At 54.1% G+C, this 20,449-nt stretch carries 23 protein-coding genes; 17 read left to right on the forward strand and 6 right to left on the reverse strand.

From position 1 onward, the window contains the following. Position 1 precedes the first annotated feature (1 nt). The 11 genes from FE788_RS05600 to FE788_RS05650 all read left to right on the forward strand — a co-directional run bounded on the left by FE788_RS05600 (position 2) and on the right by FE788_RS05650 (position 9,196). Entirely contained in the window at positions 2-817 is an 816-nt protein-coding gene (locus tag FE788_RS05600; protein WP_138379721.1) for a segregation and condensation protein A, read from the forward strand. A gap of 2 nt (positions 818-819) precedes the next feature. After that, positions 820-1,416, forward strand: coding sequence for an SMC-Scp complex subunit ScpB (gene scpB, locus FE788_RS05605; protein WP_138379722.1), 597 nt, complete (start codon positions 820-822; stop codon positions 1,414-1,416). A gap of 150 nt (positions 1,417-1,566) precedes the next feature. After that, positions 1,567-1,800 (forward strand): twin-arginine translocase TatA/TatE family subunit, encoded by a 234-nt coding sequence (locus FE788_RS05610; RefSeq protein ID WP_138379723.1) that lies wholly within the window; start codon positions 1,567-1,569, stop codon positions 1,798-1,800. 19 nt (positions 1,801-1,819) lie between these two features. Continuing rightward, positions 1,820-2,179: a Sec-independent protein translocase protein TatB gene (tatB, locus tag FE788_RS05615; RefSeq protein ID WP_138379724.1), complete on the forward strand. Its 360-nt coding sequence runs from the start codon at positions 1,820-1,822 to the stop codon at positions 2,177-2,179. Beyond that, a complete protein-coding gene (gene tatC, locus FE788_RS05620; protein WP_138379725.1) occupies positions 2,176-2,997 on the forward strand; it encodes a twin-arginine translocase subunit TatC in 822 nt (273 codons plus the stop codon). The genes tatB and tatC overlap by 4 nt, the downstream gene beginning before the upstream one ends. After that, complete coding sequence (serS, locus tag FE788_RS05625; protein ID WP_138379726.1) at positions 2,990-4,264, forward strand: serine--tRNA ligase; 1,275 nt, start codon at positions 2,990-2,992, stop codon at positions 4,262-4,264. Before tatC ends, serS begins: the two co-directional genes overlap by 8 nt. Next, positions 4,261-5,043, forward strand: coding sequence for a 5'/3'-nucleotidase SurE (surE, locus tag FE788_RS05630; RefSeq protein ID WP_210414154.1), 783 nt, complete (start codon positions 4,261-4,263; stop codon positions 5,041-5,043). Before serS ends, surE begins: the two co-directional genes overlap by 4 nt. After that, entirely contained in the window at positions 5,043-5,699 is a 657-nt protein-coding gene (locus FE788_RS05635; RefSeq protein WP_138379727.1) for a protein-L-isoaspartate(D-aspartate) O-methyltransferase, read from the forward strand. The genes surE and FE788_RS05635 overlap by 1 nt, the downstream gene beginning before the upstream one ends. Before the next feature lie 23 nt (positions 5,700-5,722). Next, positions 5,723-6,769, forward strand: coding sequence for a M23 family metallopeptidase (locus FE788_RS05640; RefSeq protein ID WP_138379728.1), 1,047 nt, complete (start codon positions 5,723-5,725; stop codon positions 6,767-6,769). 191 nt (positions 6,770-6,960) lie between these two features. Then, positions 6,961-8,157: a PQQ-dependent sugar dehydrogenase gene (locus tag FE788_RS05645; RefSeq protein ID WP_210414155.1), complete on the forward strand. Its 1,197-nt coding sequence runs from the start codon at positions 6,961-6,963 to the stop codon at positions 8,155-8,157. Between the two features lie 307 nt (positions 8,158-8,464). After that, a complete protein-coding gene (locus FE788_RS05650) occupies positions 8,465-9,196 on the forward strand; it encodes a PEP-CTERM sorting domain-containing protein (protein WP_168190288.1) in 732 nt (243 codons plus the stop codon). A 219-nt stretch (positions 9,197-9,415) separates the two neighbouring features. Here the strand turns inward: FE788_RS05650 and FE788_RS05655 are convergent, their stop codons facing one another. Further along, on the reverse strand, positions 9,416-10,273 hold the full coding sequence (locus FE788_RS05655; protein WP_138379730.1) for an ATP-binding protein: 858 nt from the start codon (positions 10,271-10,273) through the stop codon (positions 9,416-9,418). 169 nt (positions 10,274-10,442) lie between these two features. Here FE788_RS05655 and yajC point away from each other — a divergent pair, with 169 nt between their 5' ends. From yajC to FE788_RS05685, 6 genes are all read left to right on the forward strand, one after another. After that, positions 10,443-10,793: a preprotein translocase subunit YajC gene (yajC, locus tag FE788_RS05660; RefSeq protein ID WP_138379731.1), complete on the forward strand. Its 351-nt coding sequence runs from the start codon at positions 10,443-10,445 to the stop codon at positions 10,791-10,793. A 48-nt stretch (positions 10,794-10,841) separates the two neighbouring features. Then, on the forward strand, positions 10,842-12,458 hold the full coding sequence (secD, locus tag FE788_RS05665) for a protein translocase subunit SecD (protein ID WP_138379732.1): 1,617 nt from the start codon (positions 10,842-10,844) through the stop codon (positions 12,456-12,458). 16 nt (positions 12,459-12,474) lie between these two features. Beyond that, a complete protein-coding gene (gene secF, locus FE788_RS05670; protein WP_246057992.1) occupies positions 12,475-13,422 on the forward strand; it encodes a protein translocase subunit SecF in 948 nt (315 codons plus the stop codon). A 35-nt stretch (positions 13,423-13,457) separates the two neighbouring features. After that, positions 13,458-13,835, forward strand: coding sequence for an Mth938-like domain-containing protein (locus tag FE788_RS05675; RefSeq protein WP_138379734.1), 378 nt, complete (start codon positions 13,458-13,460; stop codon positions 13,833-13,835). 194 nt (positions 13,836-14,029) lie between these two features. Continuing rightward, a complete protein-coding gene (locus FE788_RS14040) occupies positions 14,030-14,509 on the forward strand; it encodes a hypothetical protein (protein ID WP_168190289.1) in 480 nt (159 codons plus the stop codon). Between the two features lie 15 nt (positions 14,510-14,524). Then, positions 14,525-14,749: a hypothetical protein gene (locus FE788_RS05685; RefSeq protein WP_138379735.1), complete on the forward strand. Its 225-nt coding sequence runs from the start codon at positions 14,525-14,527 to the stop codon at positions 14,747-14,749. A gap of 119 nt (positions 14,750-14,868) precedes the next feature. Here the strand turns inward: FE788_RS05685 and purB are convergent, their stop codons facing one another. The 5 genes from purB to sfsA all read right to left on the reverse strand — a co-directional run bounded on the left by purB (position 14,869) and on the right by sfsA (position 20,404). After that, the gene (gene purB, locus FE788_RS05690; protein WP_138379736.1) at positions 14,869-16,164 is read right to left on the reverse strand and encodes an adenylosuccinate lyase; all 1,296 of its coding nucleotides are present in this window, start codon (positions 16,162-16,164) and stop codon (positions 14,869-14,871) included. 136 nt (positions 16,165-16,300) lie between these two features. Next, the gene (locus tag FE788_RS05695; RefSeq protein WP_138379737.1) at positions 16,301-17,995 is read right to left on the reverse strand and encodes an acyl-CoA dehydrogenase family protein; all 1,695 of its coding nucleotides are present in this window, start codon (positions 17,993-17,995) and stop codon (positions 16,301-16,303) included. A 126-nt stretch (positions 17,996-18,121) separates the two neighbouring features. Further along, entirely contained in the window at positions 18,122-18,832 is a 711-nt protein-coding gene (gene radC, locus FE788_RS05700; RefSeq protein ID WP_138379738.1) for a RadC family protein, read from the reverse strand. Positions 18,833-18,864: 32 nt separating this feature from the next. Continuing rightward, the gene (gene map, locus FE788_RS05705; protein ID WP_138379739.1) at positions 18,865-19,686 is read right to left on the reverse strand and encodes a type I methionyl aminopeptidase; all 822 of its coding nucleotides are present in this window, start codon (positions 19,684-19,686) and stop codon (positions 18,865-18,867) included. A gap of 10 nt (positions 19,687-19,696) precedes the next feature. Then, positions 19,697-20,404, reverse strand: a complete 708-nt coding sequence (gene sfsA, locus FE788_RS05710; protein ID WP_138379740.1) for a DNA/RNA nuclease SfsA — start codon at positions 20,402-20,404, stop codon at positions 19,697-19,699. Between the last annotated feature and the right edge of the window lie 45 nt (positions 20,405-20,449).

The following is a 20,449-nucleotide window of genomic DNA, read 5'->3' on the forward strand; positions in this document are numbered from 1 at the left end:
TATGAACGCATCGGATGAGACGGCGTTTGAAGGCAAAACCACCTTCCGGGAGAATTCCGACCTGCCGGAACATGAACGTCTCGTCTTGGATATTCGGGGGTTTGAAGGACCTCTGGACGTGCTTCTCGCCCTGTCCCGGACCCAGAAAGTGGATCTTAAGCAAATTTCCATTCTGGAACTTGTGGAGCAATATCTGAACTTTATTGCGGTGGCCCGGAAGCTGCGTCTGGAAGTGGCGGCGGATTATCTGGTCATGGCGGCGTGGCTGGCCTATCTCAAATCACGGTTGCTGTTGCCGGTGGAGGAAAAGGGGGAGGAACCCTCGGCCGAGGAACTGGCGGCGCGGCTGACATTTCAGCTCCAGCGGCTTGAGGCGTTGCGTGAGGCAGCCGCTGCGCTGATGTCCCGCAATCAGCTGGGGCGCGATGTTTTTGCCAGAGGGGCGCCGGAGCCGGTGCGCATCACCCGCAACGCCACCTATGAACTCAGCCTTTATGAGCTTTTAAAAACCTATGCGGAGCATAAAATCCGCCGATCCGTTTCCGACATCAGGATTCATAAACGAAAGGTTTATACCCTTGATCAGGCGCTGGAACGGTTGGGGGCTATGATTGGGCAGGTACTTGACTGGACCAGCCTTGAAGCCTTTCTGCCTTCTGAGTTGCAGGACCGGGACATGATCAGATCCGCCAAGGCCAGCCTGTTTACCGCTACGTTGGAAATGGCGCGGCAGGGTAAGGCCGAAATCGTACAGAAACAGGTGTTCGGCCCTTTGATGATCAAGGGCAAGGCCGGACGGGAGACCGGGGAAAACTAGGCATGGAACAGTTGGAACAACTGAGAATTGTTGAAGCGTTGTTGTTTGCCAGCAACAAACCTTTATCCTCCATTGCGCTGGCGGAACATCTGCCGGAAGGCGCACCGGTGGAGGATCTGCTGGTGACATTGAAGCAACAATATGAGAAACGCGGCGTTATCCTGGTGGAAGTCGCCGGCAAATGGATGTTCCAGACGGCACCGGATCTGGCATTTCTGCTGCGTCGGGAAGTGGAGGAGGAAAGGCGGTTGTCCCGCGCCGCGGTGGAGACGCTCGCAATCATTGCCTATCATCAGCCGGTCACCCGCGCCGAGGTTGAGGAGGTTAGGGGGGTGAGTCTCAGCAAAGGCACATTGGATGTGCTGATGGAAGCCGGCTGGGTGCGCCCGATGGGTCGGCGCCGTACACCGGGACGCCCTATGACCTATGGCACTACCGATCATTTTCTGGTGCATTTCGGGTTGCAGAGCATCAAGGATTTGCCGGGACTCGCGGAACTGAAGGCGGCAGGGTTTTTGGATAATGTCAACACCTCACGCCTTAACCTTCTTGAGGACCCAAAACCTCAAGAAGAACAGCCGGAATTGCCCACGTCCTGAATCTTTGGAACGGGCGCATCTTCCGTATTCTTGCTGGATCACGGCTCCAAAGAGGGAAGTCGGGGATTTTTTGTGGCTGAGGACAAGTTTTTATTGATTTTAAACGCCAAAGTTTTAGCAATAGGCTAGATAAATCTTAGGAGAAAGATCATGGGTCTGAGTGTGTGGCAAATTTTACTGGTCGTGTTGTTGGCGATTTTGCTGTTTGGTCGGGGGCGTATTTCCGATCTGATGGGGGATGTGGCCAAGGGCATAAAAAGCTTCAAAAAAGGCCTGTCTGACGAGGATGAGGAAAAAGCAGCAAATAAGGAAGATCCCAAAAAGTTGCAGCAAAATTCCGAAATTGCCGATCGGAACAAGACACCGGAAAACAATAACAGCTGATTTTGCGTAAGGACGTCCCATGTTTGACATCGGCATGTTGGAAATGTTTGTCCTTTTGGTGCTGGCCATTATTGTGGTTGGCCCCCGGGACCTGCCCAAGCTGATGCGTAATGTGGGTCGGTTTGTGCGCAAGGTCCGGGAGTTGGGCAACGAGTTTCAGAGCGGCCTCAAACAGATTGCTGACGAGGTGGAACTGGAAGAGGTCACCCGCAGACTGAATGAGGCAGGCAATATCCCGCTTGAGGACCTGGAAAAGCGGAAGCCCGACATCCTGCCGGAGCCTGATCCCGTGAAAGATGAATTCGAGAGTAAAACGGGCAAGGGGGACGCACCCCAGAAGCCGGATCCGACGTTGCCCGAGGGGGATAAAAACTCATGAGCGTGGACAGTGAGGACAATCTGGACCAGACGGCAGCCCCCCTGATCGACCATCTGATCGAATTGCGCCAGCGACTGATCTGGTGTGTAGCCTATATCATCATCACATTCGGCATTTGCTATTTTTTTGTTGAAGAAATTTATGCCTTTCTGGCGCAGCCCTTTGTGGATGTGTCCCTGAAATATGGGCAAAACCCCAAAATGATCTACACCGGGCTGCATGAGGCGTTTTTTGTGTATATCAAGGTGGCGTTTTTCGCCGCCATCTGCGTTTCGTTCCCGTTGATTTCCATGCAGATATGGAAATTTGTTGCTCCCGGGCTTTATAAAAACGAAAAACGCGCCTTTTTGCCGTTTCTAATCGGGACGCCCATTCTTTTTACTCTGGGGGCGGCCTTGGCCTATTACATCATTATTCCCCTGGCCTGGGATTTTTTCATTTCCTTTCAGGTTAGCACCAACAGTGCAGCAGAGGCCGGAACGGGTCTGAACAAGGAACATGTGGCGTCCTTGTTGTCTATTGAGGTGCTGCCGACGGTTAAGGAATACTGGTCGCTGGTCATGATGCTGATTTTGGCGTTTGGCTTGAGTTTTGAACTGCCGATTCTGCTGTTGCTGTTGGCAAGGGTGGGACTTGTAACTGCCGATGGATTGGCCAGCAAGCGCAAATATATGGTGGTCGGGGCGTTTCTTTTTGCGGCCGTCATGACCCCGCCCGACATCGTCAGCCAGATCGGGCTTGGCATTCCCATTCTGCTGCTTTATGAACTGTCCATCATTGCCATAAGACTAACGATTAAGGAAAAAGCGGATGTTTGATATCAAGGCTATACGGGAAAATCCGGAAGCATTTGATGAGGGCTGGAAAAAGCGCGGTCTTGAGCCACAGGCCGAGGCGTTGCTGGCGTTGGATCAGGCCTGGCGCGACAAACAAAGGGAATTGCAGGATTGCCAATCCCGCCGCAATGAGGTCTCCAGGGCGATTGGGCAGGCCAAGGCCCGGGGCGAGGATGCTGAAGATCTGATTGCGGAGGTTGCCGCCCTGAAAAAAAGAATGCCCGAACTGGAAGAGGAAGTGCGGGCCCTTGAGGAAGATCTTAATGCGCGACTGTCCCGCCTGGACAATATCCCGGCTGATGATGTGCCCTTTGGCGAAGGGGAAGAGGAGAACCAGGAAATCCGGCGCTGGGGGGAAAATCCCGCTTTTGACTTTGCCCCGAAACAGCATTTTGAGATTGGCGAGGCCCTAGGTCAGATGGATTTTGAGGGTGCCGCGAAAATGTCAGGCGCGCGGTTTGTGACGCTTACGGGGGATCTGGCGCGGCTGGAACGGGCCCTGGCGGCCTTTATGCTGGATCTGCATACGACGGAATTCGGCTATACCGAGGTTTCCCCGCCGGCACTGGTGCGGGATGCGGCATTGTACGGTACCAGCCAATTGCCCAAGTTCGAGGAGGATTTGTTCAAAACCGACACCGGACATTATCTTATTCCCACGGGGGAGGTGCCGCTGACCAATCTGGTGCGGGAAGAAATTCTGGACGAAGAGCGCCTGCCGTTGCGTTTTACGGCGCTCACCCCCTGTTTTCGGTCCGAAGCGGGATCAGCCGGTAAAGATACCCGCGGCATGATCCGTTTGCACCAGTTCCAGAAAGTGGAACTGGTCAGTATCACCACGCCCGAACAATCCTGGGACGAACTGGAACGTATGACGGGGATTGCCGAGGAGGTTCTCAAGCGGCTGAATTTGCCATATCGGGTCATGACCCTGTGTACTGGAGATATGGGCTTTGCTGCCCGAAAAACCTATGACATTGAGGTCTGGTTGCCGGGGCAGGATACTTATCGGGAAATTTCCAGCTGTTCCAATACCGGGGATTTTCAGGCCCGGCGCATGCGGGCCCGATGCCGTCCGGCAGGGGAGCGCAAGACCCGTTTTGTGCATACCCTGAACGGGTCTGGCCTGGCGGTGGGGCGCACCCTCGTGGCGGTTCTGGAAAATTACCAGCAGGCGGATGGTTCCGTCATTATTCCGGAAGTCTTACGGCCGTATATGGGCGGCAGAGAGGTTATAAAACCGCAATGATGGTCCCTGATACAAAACGTATCCTGATTACAAATGATGATGGCATTCATGCGCCCGGCCTGAAACTCTTGGAAGAGATTGCCCGACAGTTGAGTGATGACGTTTGGGTGGTGGCGCCGGAAGTGGAACAAAGCGGCATGGGGCATGCGCTGACCCTGGCTGAACCCTTGCGATATCGCAAGCTGGAGGAACGCCGTTATGCGGTGCGAGGCACGCCCACGGACTGTGTCATGATGGCCATGCACAAAATTATCGAGGGCGATAAGCCCACCTTGCTGCTTTCGGGTATTAATCGGGGGGGTAATCTGGCCGAGGATATGACCTATTCAGGCACCATTGCGGCGGCCATGGAGGGGACTATTTGCGGCATTCCTTCTATCGCGCTCAGTCAGGAAATCAGTTCGGTTAATCGGCAAACGCCCTTTGCCGTTGCGCAGGAATTCGCTTTGCTGGTGATCCGTGATATTCTGACCCAGAGCTGGGAAGACGGTATTCTTGTTAATGTCAATTTCCCCCCGGATATACGCAACATTCACGGGATCAAGACCACGCAACAGGGGTTCAGGGACGAGGCGGAACTGTTTGTCAAGGAACGCGAAGATCTGCGTGGGGGCCATTATTACTGGCTGGGATTCCGTAGGGCTTACGGCAACCCGGCTGAAGGCACCGACCTTGAGGCCATACGGGACGGGTATATTTCCATCACGCCGCTGCATCTTGATCTTACGCATTATTCCACATTCAACAGTTTCCGGAAAAATCTGAACAAAGACTTCTGATGGCAATTCCTTCTTTGACACAGAAAAAGCGGCGCCTTCTGGAGATCCTGAAACGGGAAGGTATTACGGACGAGGCGGTGCTTAGGGCGATAGCGGAGGTGCCGCGCGAAAAATTCGTCCCCAATTATCTGCGCCATCAGGCTTATGAAAATGCCGCCCTGCCTATTGAGAGCGGGCAGACCATCAGCCAGCCTTATGTGGTGGCCTATATGACTCAGGAGTTGCGGGTGGGGCGAAAAATGAAGGTTCTTGAGGTGGGAACCGGTTCGGGATATCAGGGGGCTGTGTTGTCCCGGTTGTGTCGCAGACTGTTTACCATCGAACGCCATCTGCCCCTGTTGAACACGGCCGAGGCTTTGTTTCGTGAGCTTGGCTATTTCAATATCACCACATTATTTGGCGACGGTATGAAAGGGTGGCCGGAACAGGCGCCTTTTGACCGTATTATGGTAACGGCGGCGGCGGAAAAGGTGCCCCAGCGGCTTCTGGATCAGCTGGCCGAAGACGGCGGTATCATGATCATTCCCATCGGTGGTCAAGAGGAAACGCAGCATATTTACCGCATTACCCGCCAGGGTGAGGATTTTGAGACGGAAATTCTGTTGCCGGTCAAATTTGTGCCGCTGTTGGGCGGCATCGTGCATGATTCATCGTGATGCAGCATCATGAGTCATAAAGTTTGTTGATCTTCCAGGAGGGGCTTTTTAAACTTCCTTCCATGACCGGGGCCACTGAAAAATTTATCTGTAAAAAACTCATCGGTGTAAGAGTTATCCGTGAAAAATATATCCGTGTGGCGGGGACGGCGGCAGTGTGTCTTGTGCTGCTTGCAGGGTGTCAGGAGGGCCATCCCTATCAGATCGGGTATAAAAATTCACTGCCCGGTCGGGTGGCGAAGAACAGCCCTTATCCCATTCCCGTTCCTCGATCCAAACCCACACCCCCCCGGCAGTTTGCCGCTGTGCCCCGGAGGCACAAAACGAGCGTCGTTCAAGGCGCAAGTGTTACAGTGCGCAAGGGAGATACGGTTTATGCCATTTCCCGCCGTCACAAGGTGACCGTGCGTGATCTGATTACAGTCAATCGTCTGAGGCCGCCTTATCTGTTGCGGCCCGGACAGAAACTGTTGCTGCCGGTGGCCGGCCGGCACATTGTTAGAAAAGGCGATACGGTTTACAGTATTTCCCGCCGATATAAGGTGGATATGACCGAACTGGTACGGCTCAACCGGCTCAAAAAACCCTATATTTTGCATGTGGGGCAGGTCCTTAATGTGCCGGGAGGAAACCGGGCAGGCGGTACTCAGGCAGCGGCCCGTGTGGCGATACCCACGCCCCCGCCAAGCTCGGGGCAAGGTTTCCTCTGGCCTGTTAAAGGCCAGATTATTTCCCGTTTCGGTCCCAAGGCCAATGGTTACCATAATGACGGAATCAATATTCTGGCGCCCCCCGGTGCTGCGGTGCGGGCCGCGGAAAGCGGGGTTGTAGTCTATGCCGATAACAAGCTGAAAGGGTATGGCAATTTGGTTCTGATTCAGCATGAAGGCGGCTGGATCAGCGCCTATGCGCACAATAAAACCCTGTTGGTTCGCAAAGGGCAGAAGGTGGTCCGCGGACAGACCATTGCCAAAGTCGGACAATCCGGCAGAGTGACCCGCCCCCAGCTTCATTTTGAGCTGCGTAAGGGATCCCGAGCGGTAAACCCTGAAAGGTATTTGAAAACATGAGGAATACAAAGGGGCGGCTCATGGTTTTTCTTTGGGATCTCTAGCTTCTTCCAAAACCGCAGGGATGCAGAAGGTGTTTTCATGGTCCCGGGAGTAGCCGACGGGGGGAAAGAGCTGTATGATGCTGAGACAACTACTCATGAGAGGCGAGCAAAATAAGTGGGATAACAAAAACAAGGGGATAAAATATTATGATGTGTTTCATTCGAAGAGGCTTCTACGCAGTTGTAATCGCCTTGGGGCTTGCCTTGGGTCTCGTTTGGGAACTGGCTCGTCCGGGATATGGCATGGAGACGTTGGTGCCCTCACCGGCCTATCCCGTTCAAACCTTTCAAACCGAAGACTATTCTGTGCGTGTGGAAACCATTACCAGCCGCCTGCGTTTTCCTTGGGCTATGGATTTTCTCCCGGATGGGTCGGCAGTGATTACGGAAAAACCGGGTACCATGCGGCATCTTTCCGGCAACAAGCTTTCCAAGCCCTTCGCGGGGGTGCCGGAAGTCAAATATGCCGGGCAGGGCGGGCTGCTGGATGTGGCGGTAGATCCCGATTTTGCCAAAAACCAGCTTATTTTTTTCAGTTATGCGGAACCTGCTGAAGAGGGCCGGCTGGCCGGGACCGCCGTGGCGCGTGCTCGTCTGATTCTGGGGGAGGCGCCGCGACTGGAAGATGTCCACGTGATTTTCCGAATGAATAGGAAAACCGACAAGACCCATCATTACGGATCCCGTATCACCATTGCCCCGGACGGCACCCTGTTTGTCACCCTCGGCGACAGGGGCGAATGGGACCGGGCGCAGGATCCCTTTGATCATGCAGGGGCGGTGATCCGGATCAACAAGGATGGGTCGATTCCGGCTGATAATCCCTTTGCTGACGGGAGGCAGGCCGCGCCGGAAATCTGGTCCATTGGTCATCGCAATGCCCAGGGGGCGGCTTGGAACAAAGATGCCGGGATGTTATGGACCGTGGCGCATGGTGCGCGGGGAGGAGACGAGATCAATGAGCCGCGCGCGGGCCGCAATTATGGCTGGCCGGTGATCACCTACGGCCGGAACTATAACGGGGAGAAAATCGGGATCGGCACTCATAAGGAAGGCATGGAACAGCCGTTGTATTATTGGGATCCGTCCATTGCCCCCTCCGGCATGGCCTATTATGACGGCGCGGCCTTTCCCCGGTGGCGTGGCAATATCTTTGTCGGGGCGCTCAAGGATGAAATGCTGGTACGTCTTGAATTCCGGGAAGACAAGGTAGTGAAGGAGGAGCGCCTGCTTCAGGGGCAATATGGACGAATCCGGGATGTGGTGCAGGGGCCGGACGGATATATCTATTTTCTGACCGATGAGAAACGCGGTAAAGTCCTGCGGTTGCGCCCTGCCTCCTGATATCTGCGTCATCCCTTGTTATCCGTACTTTAATATAATGGCATGGGGGGCGAAGCAGACGCGCCCCGCCCCGCCTGAAATGCCCTTATGTCTAGAGTGAATCGAGCCAACCTATTCACAATTCACTCTAAAAGAGAGTGTCGGGAAATTTTACAGTTTCACCCTTATAAGGGTGAAACTGAACGTTCGCTCGCAAGGGCCTTTGACTAAGTTATTGATTCAATGGAGGTTTATAAACTCTGGTATGATTTATGCTTGCCGATAATTCATTTAGGCAGAGTGGAAATTTATGGAAGGATGGCGAGAGATGAAACAAATTTTGCATAACATGGCGGGGGGAAGAAAAGTCCTTCTGGCTGCGGCCGCAATTGTGGCGCCTTTGATGGCGAGCCCGGCCCAAGCCGCGTTGATTTCCTGGGCTGACTGGACGGCAAGCACCTCAACGACGGTTGACGGTACTCTGACGGTCGGCTCGACCAATGTCAATGTGGATGTGTCCAGCAGTAGTAATTTTCATTTTGTAACCACAGGCACGGGAACCAATTTCTGGACCGAGGGCAGCCCTGCCCCCTATACGGGTAATACATTGGTAGACAATGCGCCGCCGGCCAGTGACATCATTGCGCTGGGGGCGGGAGGAACGATTACAGTCACCTTTGACCAAGCGGTTGAGGATCTTATTGTGGCTCTGGTGAGCTGGAATGGAAATGTGGTGAATTTCAGTGATCCCATTGAGATCATCGGAGAAGGAAGAGGCTTCTGGGGGGATGGTGCCTTTTCCGCTGTTACCTCGACAGGATTCACCGGTTCTGGCGAACTGCATGGGGTGGTTCGCCTGCCGGGCGAATTCACCAGCTTCAGTTTTACCCATACCAGCGAATTCTGGCACGGTTTCACCATCGGCGTGGCAGGTCTGGCAGACCCGGAACCTGATCCAAATACTATTCCGGAACCTGCTGCACTGGCATTGTTTGGTATGAGTTTGATTGGCCTTGGTGTCGGCCTTGGCCGTGCCCGCCGGCGTCAAAAATCGGCCTAGAGTGAAGCGTGCAGAAGTTAGCCGGGCCGTACCGCCAGTATGGCCTGCGCCAAATCCCTTGCTGCTGAACCAGACCTGACCGGCAGAATGGGTCAACCTATGCACAATTCACTTCACTCTAAAGCGGATAAAAGAGGCAGACGGCGCAGACGGCCAGGATTATCTGGGAATTATCCGGGGGATTACGATCGCTTATCCGGCAGCAAAACAGCCTCTGGGTCAGAGCCTGATCCCGTGTCGTCCGGCCAGATCCTGAATAAATTGCCAGGCGACCCGGCCGGATCGCGCCCCGCGGGTGGTCGCCCATTCCAGGGCCTGGGCATGGGCTGCTTCCTGTGTCACGGGGATATGATAGTGACTGACATAGCAGTCGACCATTTTCAGATAAATGTCCTGGGGGCAGCTATGAAAGCCGAGCCACAGGCCGAAACGATCGGAAAGAGAGACTTTTTCTTCCACCGCTTCTGAGGGGTTGATGGCGGTGGAGCGTTCATTTTCCATCATCTCCCGGGCCATCAGATGCCGCCGGTTTGAGGTGGCATAAAAGACAACATTTGTGGGCCGGCCTTCAATACCGCCTTCCAATACTGCTTTTAGGGATTTATAACTGCTATCTTCTGTATCAAACGATAAATCGTCGCAAAATAAGATGACCCGCCGGCGGCTATTGCGGATCACGTCCAACAGGCGCGGCAGGGAAGGGATGTCCTCACGATGGATTTCCACCAGGGCGAGTTTTGCGCCGTCGGGCGTCCTGACTTCCGCGTGCAGCGCCTTGATCAGCGAACTTTTGCCCATGCCGCGCGCGCCCCACAGCAGGGCATTGTTGGCCGGCAGACCACGGGCGAACTGTTCTGTATTGTTCCGCAGAATATCCGTGACATGATCAATGCCCTTGAGCAGGGATAAAGGTATATGGTTCACTTCCGGGACGGCAGTCAGGCGGTCCGGATCGGTATGCCAGACAAAAGCGTCCCCCTGCTCCAGAGAAGGGGATGGGGGCCTTTTCGGGGCCAGCCTGTCCAGGGCATCGGCAATTCGGGCCAGAAGGGGAATCAGATCTTTTTTATCGGCCATTCTGCAAATCCTTTTTTCTTTCGCTCTAACACAGAACGCCGGGCGGTTAAACAAATTCTGCCTTGTTTTTTGTTCTTAAGCTTCCTATATCCCACAGGTGATTGCAAAATATTCGGGGCGCGTTATAGTTCCCTCAACCCAAGATCTTAAAAATAACAGGGATAACAAGATGTTTATTTCTACGGCTTACGCACAGGATGCCGCGGCAGGCGGCGATCCGTTAATGGGATTTCTGCCTCTGATACTGATTTTTGTGGTATTTTATTTTCTTCTGATCCGTCCGCAACAAAAACGCGCCAAGGAACACAAGCAGATGATTGAAAATCTGCGTCGCGGTGACGTGATTGTGACTTCTGGCGGTATCATTGGCAAAATCACCAAGATTGTGGATGACAATGAAGTGGAAGCCGAAATCGCTTCCGGCGTGAGAATTCGCCTGATCCGCAATATGATTTCCACGGTTCAGGGCAAAACATCTCCCGCTAATGATTCTGCCAAGACGGACAAGAAAAGCTCCTAAAGAACAACGTCAGATAACCATTCACGCTGAAACGGAACGGATAAGCTTATGCTGAACTTTCCCCGCTGGAAGGTCATTTTGATCACTCTGGTATCCCTTTTGGGGATTCTTACGGCCTTTCCGAATTTTCTTACAGAAGAGCAGGCCAGGTCGCTTCCTTCATTTCTGCCCAGCAAACAAATTACGCTGGGGCTGGATCTTCAGGGCGGGGCCCATCTGTTGATGGAAGTCGAAGTTGACAGTGTGATTCAGGATCGCCTGGAAGATAAAAGCGAAGAAATCCGCGAAGCCCTGAGGGACGCCAAAATCCGGCACCGTCGCCGGGTCAGCGAGGGGAAGGTGATTGTCACCCTGACTCATCCCGAGGATCTTGACCGGGCGGTTTCCGTCATTCGCAAGGAAGCGTCCGGCAGTGTGGGGGCCTCTCTGACTGGTCTTGGGGTATCCGACATTGAGCTGGCCCAACGTCCCAACGGCATTATTGAGGTCAGCCTCAGCGAGGCCGCCATCCGGGAGCGGGCCCAGCTTGCGGTATCCCAGTCCATCGAAATTGTCCGTCGCCGTATTGACGAAATGGGCACCAAGGAACCCACCATCCAGCAGAATGGCGATGATCGTATCCTGATTCAGGTGCCGGGCATTGACAATCCGGATGAGCTGAAACAAATTCTGGGTAAAACCGCCAAGCTGGAATTCCGGCTGGTGGATCTGTCGGTTTCGCCGGAAGATATTGAACGCGGTAGGGTGCCGCCGGGCACGGAAATCCTGGAGGCGGCCGAAAGCGAAAGGGCCCAGGGCTTCCCAGCCAAATACGCTGTACGCAAACGTGCCATTCTGACGGGGGAAAACCTGGTGGATGCAAGCCTGGGCTATGACGAGAATCAGCAACCGGCGGTGAATTTCCGTTTCGACAATTCGGGCGGCAAGAAGTTTGCCGATGTGACCCGCAAAAATGTGGGCAAGCCTTTTGCCATTGTGCTGGATAATAAGGTCATTAGCGCGCCCCGCATCAACAGCCCGATCCTTGGCGGGTCCGGTATCATTACGGGGAATTTCACCATTGACAGTGCCAGCGAACTGGCGCTTCTGCTCAGAGCCGGGGCGCTGCCGGCGCCACTTAAGGTTCTGGAAGAACGTACTGTGGGGCCGGATTTGGGGGCAGACTCTGTTGCCGCTGGTGAAATCGCTGCCATGATCGGTCTGGCCGCGGTGATGATCTATATTTTATTGAGTTACGGATTTTTCGGGCTGATCACCAATCTGGTGCTCATCGTGAATATTTTCCTGATTTTCGGAATTCTCTCGACACTGGGGGCGACGCTCACCCTGCCGGGAATTGCTGGGATTGTCCTGACCATAGGGATGGCAGTGGATGCCAATGTGCTGATTTACGAACGCATCCGGGAAGAACTGAAAAACGGCAGGAACCCGCTAACGGCGCTGGATCAGGGCTACCAGAAAGCTATGAGCACCATTGTGGACGCCAACATTACCACCCTGATTGCCGCCCTGATCCTGTTTCAGTTCGGATCGGGGCCGGTGCGCGGGTTTGCCGTGACACTGGCGGTGGGTATTTTTACGTCGGTGTTTACGGCCGTTATGCTCTCGCGTCTGATCATTGCCACATGGGCGCGCAAGAAACGCCCGCAAACGTTAAAGCTTTGAAAAGGAGCCTGAGGTGATGTTGTTAAAGCTGGTTCCTGAAACCACCAAAATTTCCTTTATCAAGTTCCGGAAAATCGCCTTTGTGTTTTCCCTGGCGCTACTGGTGGCGTCCTTTGCCATGTTTTTTACGAAAAACCTTAATTACGGCATTGATTTCGAAGGGGGTATTTTGATTGAGATCCAGACGGAACAGGATGCCGATCTGTCGGTTATTCGCCGCACCGTCAGCGGCTTGGGCATGGGAGATGCTGCCGTGCAGACCTTTGGGGCACCGACCGAAGTGTTGATCCGCCTGGAATATCAGGAGGGTAAAAGCTTGGAAGAGGTGGTGGCGATGGTCAAGTCTGCGCTTGCACAAACCGTGCCGGGAGAGATCAGCTACCGTCGGACGGAAACGGTGGGGCCCAAAGTATCTGGCGAGTTGATCATGGACGGGATTCTGTCGGTGACGCTGGCCATGGTGGCGGTGCTGATTTATATATGGTTCCGTTTTGAATGGCAGTTTGGTCTGGGCGCCGTCATTGCCCTGTTTCATGACGTTCTGATTACCATCGGCATGTTTTCCTTTACCCAGCTGGAATTCAATCTGTCGGTGATTGCCGCCATTTTGACCATTGTGGGATATTCATTGAATGATACGGTGGTGGTCTATGACCGGATACGGGAGAATTTGCGGAAATTCCGCAAAATGGATATTCCGGCGCTTCTTGATCTCAGCATCAATGATACGCTCTCGCGCACCATCATGACCTCGCTGACCACGTTGCTGGCGCTTTTTGCCCTGTTTTTCTTTGGCGGGGAAAATATCAAAACCTTCACGGCGGCCATGATTTGGGGTATTTTTATCGGAACCTATTCCTCTATTTTTATCGCTTCGCCGGTGTTGTTGTGGTTCGAATTGCGTCGTGAACCCGATACTTCGCCACAGGAAGGCGTGGAAGTTCTGCCCCCGGAAAAAGGCTGACAAGCACAGGCCGGTACAGACAGGTGAATAACCCGATGAAATTGGAAGAAATCACGTCTCAGGAAGAAACCACTATTGCCGGTTACGGCAATGGCGGGTTTCGTGTCGGGGAACATCAGCGGGTGGAAGGGTCTGTTTTGCTCACCCCCAAAGGGTATTATCCCTGGCCGGTCCGCGTGCATCAGGACATTACGCTGGCAACACTTTCACAGATTACCGAAATGGCGGATGACCTGGAACTGCTGATTGTGGGCATGGGCGAAAATATGGCTTTTCTGAACCGTGAGGTCCGTGCTGCACTAGAAGGATACGGCATTGCCGTGGAAATCATGGCGACTGGCGCGGCAGCGCGCACCTATAATGTACTGCTGACGGAAGGACGCCGGGTGGCTGCGGCCCTGATTGCGATTTAACCAGATCTCATCTTTTAACAAAGCCGAATGAGTCGGGGCTTAGAGTGAATTGTGAATAGGTTGACTCTAAATGGTCTTGGGCGGAAAGCTTGGCTTTGTCCCTCTCGGAATCAACCATAGGTATAGAACTTATAGATATATTGCGATTTTCGCGATAGTGTCTATAATAAAGGTTGAAAAAAGGGGAGGGATGGATGAAAAACAACCATCTGTTTTATCAGCTTTCTGTATCCTGTCTGGCTCTTCTGATCCTTATCGGATTTCCTGCTGAAACTTATGCGGCGGGGAACTTTACGGCCTTTAAGAATTGTATTATCGACAAACTCATCAGTATGCTGGATATCGGGGTGATTATTCTGCTAATCTCCATTATCTGGGAAAAACTGACGGGGGAAGTTGTTGTGCTGAGCATCGGCGGAGAGGCCGCCGCTGCTGGTGCAGCCGGCGCTGGGGAAGCCGGGGCAGCAGCTGCCGCTGCGGAGGCAGCAGGCGGCAGAACACTAACCAAGGTTCTCAAAAAAATCGCCGAATTTGTTGGCAAGAAGCTGATTCCCATTGTGGGGATCGCCTTGTTGCTGGGGTGGCTATTATACATGCTGGTGGACTGTCTGCCGCATCTGGCGGGCTATAACGGTATCGGCGACCTGATTGACCAGCTGCTTGACGGAAACTGAGGGAGGGAAGGTACGATGCTTATTATCTTTACACTTTTGGCCCTGGCCCTTTTTATCTATCTGCTGGTGGCTGATACGTCCAAATGGATGACCAGAGATAAAAACCTGACTCTGTTGCAGGCCAGTTTGTGCTGTTTCTGTTTAGGGCTTGCGCTGTTGTTGCAGCTGCCTCTGCTCATCCTGGCGTTTATCACCGTCTGGATGATTGTTTCCTTCTGGCACCTGACGCTGGTGGATTAGGAGGAGTTGTGGCCAGAGTGAATTTGTGCATAGGGTGGCTCAATTCACTCTAGCTGATCCGGATCCGTCACCGCCCCCCAACAGGGGCGATGACGAACTGTCCTGGGCGGTGAGGCTGCCTATTCGCCGAACACCCGCTTGAAAATAGTGTCCACATGTTTGGTGTGGTAACCGAGATCAAACTTGTCGTCGATTTCGGCGTCTGACAGCCGGGCGGACACTTCGGGATCGTTTTTCAGCTCGGTGGCGAAATCGGCGCCCTGTTCCCAAACCTTCATGGCATTACGCTGTACCAGCCGGTAAGCGTCCTCGCGGCTCACCCCGGCCTGGGTCAGCGCCAGCAGCACCCGTTGGGAATTATGCAGGCCACCCAACTTGTCCATGTTTTTCTGCATGTTTTCGGGGTAGACCACCAGTTTGTCCATGACCATGGTCAGTCGCGCCAGCGCAAAATCCAGTGTTACCGTAGCATCCGGACCGATCATCCGTTCCACGGAGGAATGAGAGATGTCCCGTTCGTGCCACAACGCCACATTTTCCATGGCAGGGATGGTATAGCCGCGAACAATACGCGCAAGGCCGGTAAGGTTTTCGGTCAGCACCGGATTGCGTTTATGGGGCATGGCGGAGGAGCCTTTCTGCCCTTTGGAGAAATATTCCTCGGCTTCCAGTACTTCGGTACGCTGCAGGTGGCGGATTTCCACAGCGAGGCGTTCGATGGAGCTCGCGATCACGCCCAGTGTGGCGAAATACATGGCATGGCGGTCGCGGGGAATAACCTGAGTGGACACCGGCTCCACTTCCAGGCCCATGGCCTTGGCCACATGTTCTTCCACATAGGGGTCGATATTGGCGAAGGTGCCCACCGCGCCGGAAATGGCACAGGTGGCAATTTCCTTGCGGGCATTTTTCAGGCGGGTGCGGCAGCGGTCAAATTCCGCATAGGCCGCCGCCATTTTCAGGCCAAAGGTCACCGGTTCGGCATGAATGCCATGGCTGCGCCCGATGCAGACGGTGTATTTATGCTCCTGTGCCCGACGTTTGAGAACCTCGAGAAGTTTGTCCAAATCGTCAAGCAGGATGTCCGTGGCCCGGACCAGTTGCACATTAAAGCAGGTGTCCAGCACGTCGGAAGAGGTCATGCCCTGATGCACAAATCGGGCTTCTTCGCCCACATGTTCGGCCAGTGAGGTCAGAAAAGCAATCACATCGTGTTTGACTTCTCGTTCGATTTCGTCGATGCGCTCGATGTCGAAACTGCCCCGTTCCCACACTGCCTTGGCGGCTTCTTTGGGGATCACCCCCAGTTCCGCCTGCGCATCGCAGGCATGGGCTTCAATTTCAAACCAGATCTGGAACCGGCTTTTGGGGTCCCAGATGGACGTCATGATGTCACGGGAATAACGGGGTATCATTTTCCAACCTGTCTTGTTTTGAGAAGAGTTTCAGATATGGGGCAGGATGTAGCAGAGTTTCACCCAAGTCTCAAGCTTCTTGGGCCCGCTGTGGGGCCCAGGAGCAGAGGTTCAAATGAATTGTCAGGAGAGAGGGTCAGGCGCCGGGCAGCGCGCGGTCCAATATTTTCTGCACGTCTGCTGCTTGGGGCAAGGCGCCATAGACAGTATGGCGGTCCTGACTGAGGCGGGCGGCGCAGAATAGATCGTTGACCTCAGCCGGGCTGTGCCGGAGAACAAGAGACGCCTGTAACAAAAGCGCCATTTTTTCCACAATTCGGCGCGCATTGCGTTCCGCATTGGCAGTATCTGTCAGCAATTTCTTAAGTTCGCCAAGCGTGTTGTCGAAATAGGCATTAGTCCCTTGTGCCGGCCTGATTTCAGCAAAATACTGCTCCAGCGCCACTGGTTCTTTTTGAAAGGTGCGCAGAATGTCCAGGCAGATTACATTGCCCGATCCTTCCCAAATGCTATTCAGCGGAGCTTCGCGATACAGCCGCGGCATGATGTTTTCTTCCACATAGCCTACGCCACCCAGGCATTCCATGCACTCATAGACAAAATTGGGGCAGCGCTTGTTATGCCAAAATTTGGCGATGGCGACGGCAAGACGGGCATAACGGCGGGCTTCCATATCTGCCATGCTGTCGTCAAATTTGCGGGCAAGATGCATAAACAACAAAGTGCCGGCCTCGGCTTCCACGGCCAGATCCGCAAGCACATTTTGCATCAAAGGCTGGTCGATGAGTTTTTTCTGAAACACGCTGCGGTGACGGCAATAATGAATGGCCTGGCTTAAAGCCTGGCGCATCAGGGAGACCGGCGCGATGCTGGTATCCAGCCGGGTATGGTGGACCATTTCAATGATGGTGGGGACCCCGCGTCCTTCTTCCCCAACCATCTGCGCCCAGGTATTATGATATTCGATTTCACTGGAGGCATTGGCCCAATTCCCCAGTTTCTGTTTCAGGCGCTGGATAAAGAAGTTGTTGCGGCTGCCGTCCGGTCGGAAACGAGGCACGAGGAAACAGCTCAGTTTCCGTTCCTTGAGCCCCTGTTCCGTATAGGCGAGAGTGAGAAAGGCGTCACACATGGGGGCGGAACAGAACCATTTGTGACCTGTGAGTTCATATTCGCCGCCCGGGCCGCCCTTGCCCAGGGGGGAGGCGATGGTGCTGTTGGCGCGCACGTCAGAGCCACCCTGTTTTTCGGTCATGGCCATGCCCATGGTGCAGCCGGTTTTCTGATCCGCCGGAATCATGCGGGCGTCATAGGACCGTGAAATAAGTTTGGGAAGCCAGAAATCTGTAAGGTCGGGCGTGAGGGCCTTCTGGGCCTGGAGCGCGGCGATACCGGCATAGGTCATGGTCTGCGGGCAGCAAACGCCGGCTTCCACCTGATGCACCATATATTCGATGACGGCATGCTGAAGATGACCGTATTTGCTGTCTTTTTCCCACGGCAAAGACGCCATGCCGGCCTCTTTGGCCAAACCCATCATGTGATGATAAGCGGGATGAAACTCCACTTCATCAATGCGTTGTCCTAACCGGTTGAAGGTTTTGAGCACCGGGGGAAATTCATTGGCCAGACGGCCCTGATCAAGGGTTTCAGCACGTCCCAGTTCTGCGCCGACACTGTCCAAATGATCCTGCGCCGCATTATTGCTTTCCCTTTTGAAAGCTTCCAGCAGTGGCGCGTCGCTCGTAAAAAGATTGTAATTTTCCAATGCCGGGGGCTGGTTGGTGACTTCATGGGTCGGCAGTTCGGTAATCGGATTGTAAAAAGACATGATATCTATCTCCCTCTGGACCCCGAATCCTACCACTAAAATCACAAAATTAAAACGATTGTTTGGTTGGTAAAAGGGGTCGTATCGGGTCTGTGTTGTTGCAGGGGGTGCTGAGGGATATTTTTGTCACAAAAGCCCCAAGGTTTTGAAGCTGCACTGGCCGCTCCGGGCAATAATCAGGTGGTCATGGAGCAGAATACCCAGTTGTTTGCCTACGTCCTCGATTTTACGGGTCATGAGGATATCGTCCTGGCTAGGCGTGGGGTCGCCACTGGGATGATTATGGACCAGGATGATGGCCGTGGCCTGAAGCTCCAAGGCGCGCTTGATGACTTCACGCGGATAGACCGGGGTGTGATCCACCGTGCCTTCCTGCTGAACTTCATCGGCGATCAGCCGGTTTTTGCGGTCCAGAAACAGAATGCGAAATTGTTCCTTTTTCTGGTGCCCCATACTGATCTGGCAATAATCCAGCAACGCCTGCCAGTTGGACAGCACCGGTTTGTTCAGCACGCGGCTCTGGGCCAGGCGCTGGGCGCTGGCTTCTGCCAGCTTCAGGGCGGCGATGGCTGTCTCGCCAATGCCGGGAATTTCACGCAGGCGTTCCCGGGGAGCGCTGATGGCTTCGGCAAAATTGCCAAATTCCCGGATCAGTGTTTTTGCAAGCGGCTTGACGTCGCGACGTGGTATGGCCAGGCACAGGAGCAGCTCCAGAATCTCGTAATCGGCCAGCGCCGCTCCGCCGCTGTTCAGGAACTTTTCTTTCAGGCGTTGACGATGACCGGTGTAATGGGCCTTTGTTCGTTGGTCATTGCCGTTTTTTGTGTCGTCTGCCATCTGTCCCCCCACATTTCAGGTTTGACCCGGTCTTACAGATAAGGCGGTTTGGTCCAGCCCTTTGGTGAAAGTGTGAAGATTTCACAGCCGTCACTGGTCACGCCCAGGCTGTGTTCAAACTGGGCGGACAGGGACTTGTCTCGGGTCACAGCAGTCCAGCCGTCCTTGAGAATCTTGACGTCTGGCCGGCCCAGGTTGATCATCGGCTCAATGGTGAAAAACATGCCTTCCTTGAGTACGGCGCCTTCGCCGGGGCGGCCATAATGCAACACATTGGGCGCATCGTGAAATACCCGCCCCAGCCCATGCCCGCAAAAAATTTCCACCACGCTACAGCGTTGGCTTTCGGCATAGGTCTGAATGGCATGCCCGATATCGCCCAAGGTCGCGCCGGGCCGGACCACTTCGATACCTTTCATCAGGCAGTCATAAGTGATGTCCACAAGGCGTTTGGCCTTGACGGAAGGTTCGCCGACAAAAAACATGCGGCTGGTGTCTCCGTACCAGCCGTCCACAATGGTGGTCACGTCAATATTCAGAATATCGCCGGATTTCAATTTCTTGGGGCCTGGAATGCCGTGGCAGACCACGTGATTGACCGACGTACAGATAGATTTGGGAAACCCGCGATAATTGAGCGGGGCCGGGATGGCGCCATGGCTGGTGATAAAGTCATGACACAGCCGGTCCAACTCCTCGGTGGTGACACCCGGTTGAATATGAGGGGTGATAAAGTCCAGCGTCTCCGCCGCCAGTCGTCCGGCCTTGCGCATGCCCTCAAAGTCCTTGGGGTCATGCAGTTTGATTTCCGATGTGGCTTCCAGCGGCGCTTCCGATGCTTTAATGTATTTCATATATTACCCATCAGGTCCCAATGATGTTGAGCGGACGGTTCACGATGATTTCTTCCGGTCCCAGCCTGCAATCGTAACACAGGGCCTCAACGCCCGTATCCAGCGCCATCTTTAGCGCGTCTTGATAGGCCGGGTCAATATCTTCGGCAATTTTGAAGGTGTCGCAGTCTTCGCGTTGAACCAAATAGACCATGACGGCCCGGAACCCCTCCCGGACCATGGTGGCCAGTTCCTGAAGGTGTTTGGTGCCGCGTGCGGTGACCGCATCGGGAAATTCGGCGACACCATCTTCGCGTTTGAGGGTGACGTTTTTCACTTCCACGTAACAGTCAGGATGATGGTCCGATCCTGACAGAAACAGGTCGATGCGGGAGTTACGGCCGTATTTCATTTCCCGTCGGTGGGCTGAATAGCCTTGCAGTTCGGCAATCGTACCGCCTTGGACCGCTTCCTCGACAAGATAGTTGGGGCGGGCGGTATTGATGCCCACCAGGCTGCCATTTACCCGCACCATTTCCCATTTATAGGGCAGTTTTGCCTTGGGGTTGGTGGCCGGTGACAGCCAGACTTCATTGCCCGGATCCACCAGTCCCATCATGGAGCCCGAATTGGCACAATGGGCCGTGACCATCTCGCCGTTTTCCAGCTCTACATCGGCCAGAAAACGTTTGTAGCGCCGGATCAACCGCCCACGTGTAAGTTTTGCTGTAAATTTCATGAGCACAGGGTATAGTCCCATCTGAAGCCCAAGGCAATTCCTTTA

Source organism: Luteithermobacter gelatinilyticus (assembly GCF_005849285.1).
GTDB lineage: Bacteria > Pseudomonadota > Alphaproteobacteria > Sphingomonadales > Emcibacteraceae > Luteithermobacter > Luteithermobacter gelatinilyticus.

Excerpts from the sequence above, each read along its gene's own strand:
- FE788_RS05650 (WP_168190288.1), top strand. The coding sequence starts at position 8,465 with ATGAAACAAATTTTGCATAACATGGCGGGGGGAAGAAAAGTCCTTCTG.
- FE788_RS05655 (WP_138379730.1), bottom strand. The coding sequence starts at position 10,273 with ATGGCCGATAAAAAAGATCTGATTCCCCTTCTGGCCCGAATTGCCGAT.
- FE788_RS05610 (WP_138379723.1), top strand. The coding sequence starts at position 1,567 with ATGGGTCTGAGTGTGTGGCAAATTTTACTGGTCGTGTTGTTGGCGATT.
- tatB (WP_138379724.1), top strand. The coding sequence starts at position 1,820 with ATGTTTGACATCGGCATGTTGGAAATGTTTGTCCTTTTGGTGCTGGCC.
- FE788_RS14040 (WP_168190289.1), top strand. The coding sequence starts at position 14,030 with ATGAAAAACAACCATCTGTTTTATCAGCTTTCTGTATCCTGTCTGGCT.
- sfsA (WP_138379740.1), bottom strand. The coding sequence starts at position 20,404 with ATGAAATTTACAGCAAAACTTACACGTGGGCGGTTGATCCGGCGCTAC.
- FE788_RS05675 (WP_138379734.1), top strand. The coding sequence starts at position 13,458 with ATGAAATTGGAAGAAATCACGTCTCAGGAAGAAACCACTATTGCCGGT.
- scpB (WP_138379722.1), top strand. The coding sequence starts at position 820 with ATGGAACAGTTGGAACAACTGAGAATTGTTGAAGCGTTGTTGTTTGCC.
- purB (WP_138379736.1), bottom strand. The coding sequence starts at position 16,164 with ATGATACCCCGTTATTCCCGTGACATCATGACGTCCATCTGGGACCCC.
- map (WP_138379739.1), bottom strand. The coding sequence starts at position 19,686 with ATGAAATACATTAAAGCATCGGAAGCGCCGCTGGAAGCCACATCGGAA.
- yajC (WP_138379731.1), top strand. The coding sequence starts at position 10,443 with ATGTTTATTTCTACGGCTTACGCACAGGATGCCGCGGCAGGCGGCGAT.
- FE788_RS05635 (WP_138379727.1), top strand. The coding sequence starts at position 5,043 with ATGGCAATTCCTTCTTTGACACAGAAAAAGCGGCGCCTTCTGGAGATC.
- FE788_RS05685 (WP_138379735.1), top strand. The coding sequence starts at position 14,525 with ATGCTTATTATCTTTACACTTTTGGCCCTGGCCCTTTTTATCTATCTG.
- FE788_RS05695 (WP_138379737.1), bottom strand. The coding sequence starts at position 17,995 with ATGTCTTTTTACAATCCGATTACCGAACTGCCGACCCATGAAGTCACC.
- serS (WP_138379726.1), top strand. The coding sequence starts at position 2,990 with ATGTTTGATATCAAGGCTATACGGGAAAATCCGGAAGCATTTGATGAG.
- secD (WP_138379732.1), top strand. The coding sequence starts at position 10,842 with ATGCTGAACTTTCCCCGCTGGAAGGTCATTTTGATCACTCTGGTATCC.
- FE788_RS05600 (WP_138379721.1), top strand. The coding sequence starts at position 2 with ATGAACGCATCGGATGAGACGGCGTTTGAAGGCAAAACCACCTTCCGG.
- radC (WP_138379738.1), bottom strand. The coding sequence starts at position 18,832 with ATGGCAGACGACACAAAAAACGGCAATGACCAACGAACAAAGGCCCAT.
- secF (WP_246057992.1), top strand. The coding sequence starts at position 12,475 with ATGTTGTTAAAGCTGGTTCCTGAAACCACCAAAATTTCCTTTATCAAG.
- FE788_RS05645 (WP_210414155.1), top strand. The coding sequence starts at position 6,961 with ATGATGTGTTTCATTCGAAGAGGCTTCTACGCAGTTGTAATCGCCTTG.
- surE (WP_210414154.1), top strand. The coding sequence starts at position 4,261 with ATGATGGTCCCTGATACAAAACGTATCCTGATTACAAATGATGATGGC.
- tatC (WP_138379725.1), top strand. The coding sequence starts at position 2,176 with ATGAGCGTGGACAGTGAGGACAATCTGGACCAGACGGCAGCCCCCCTG.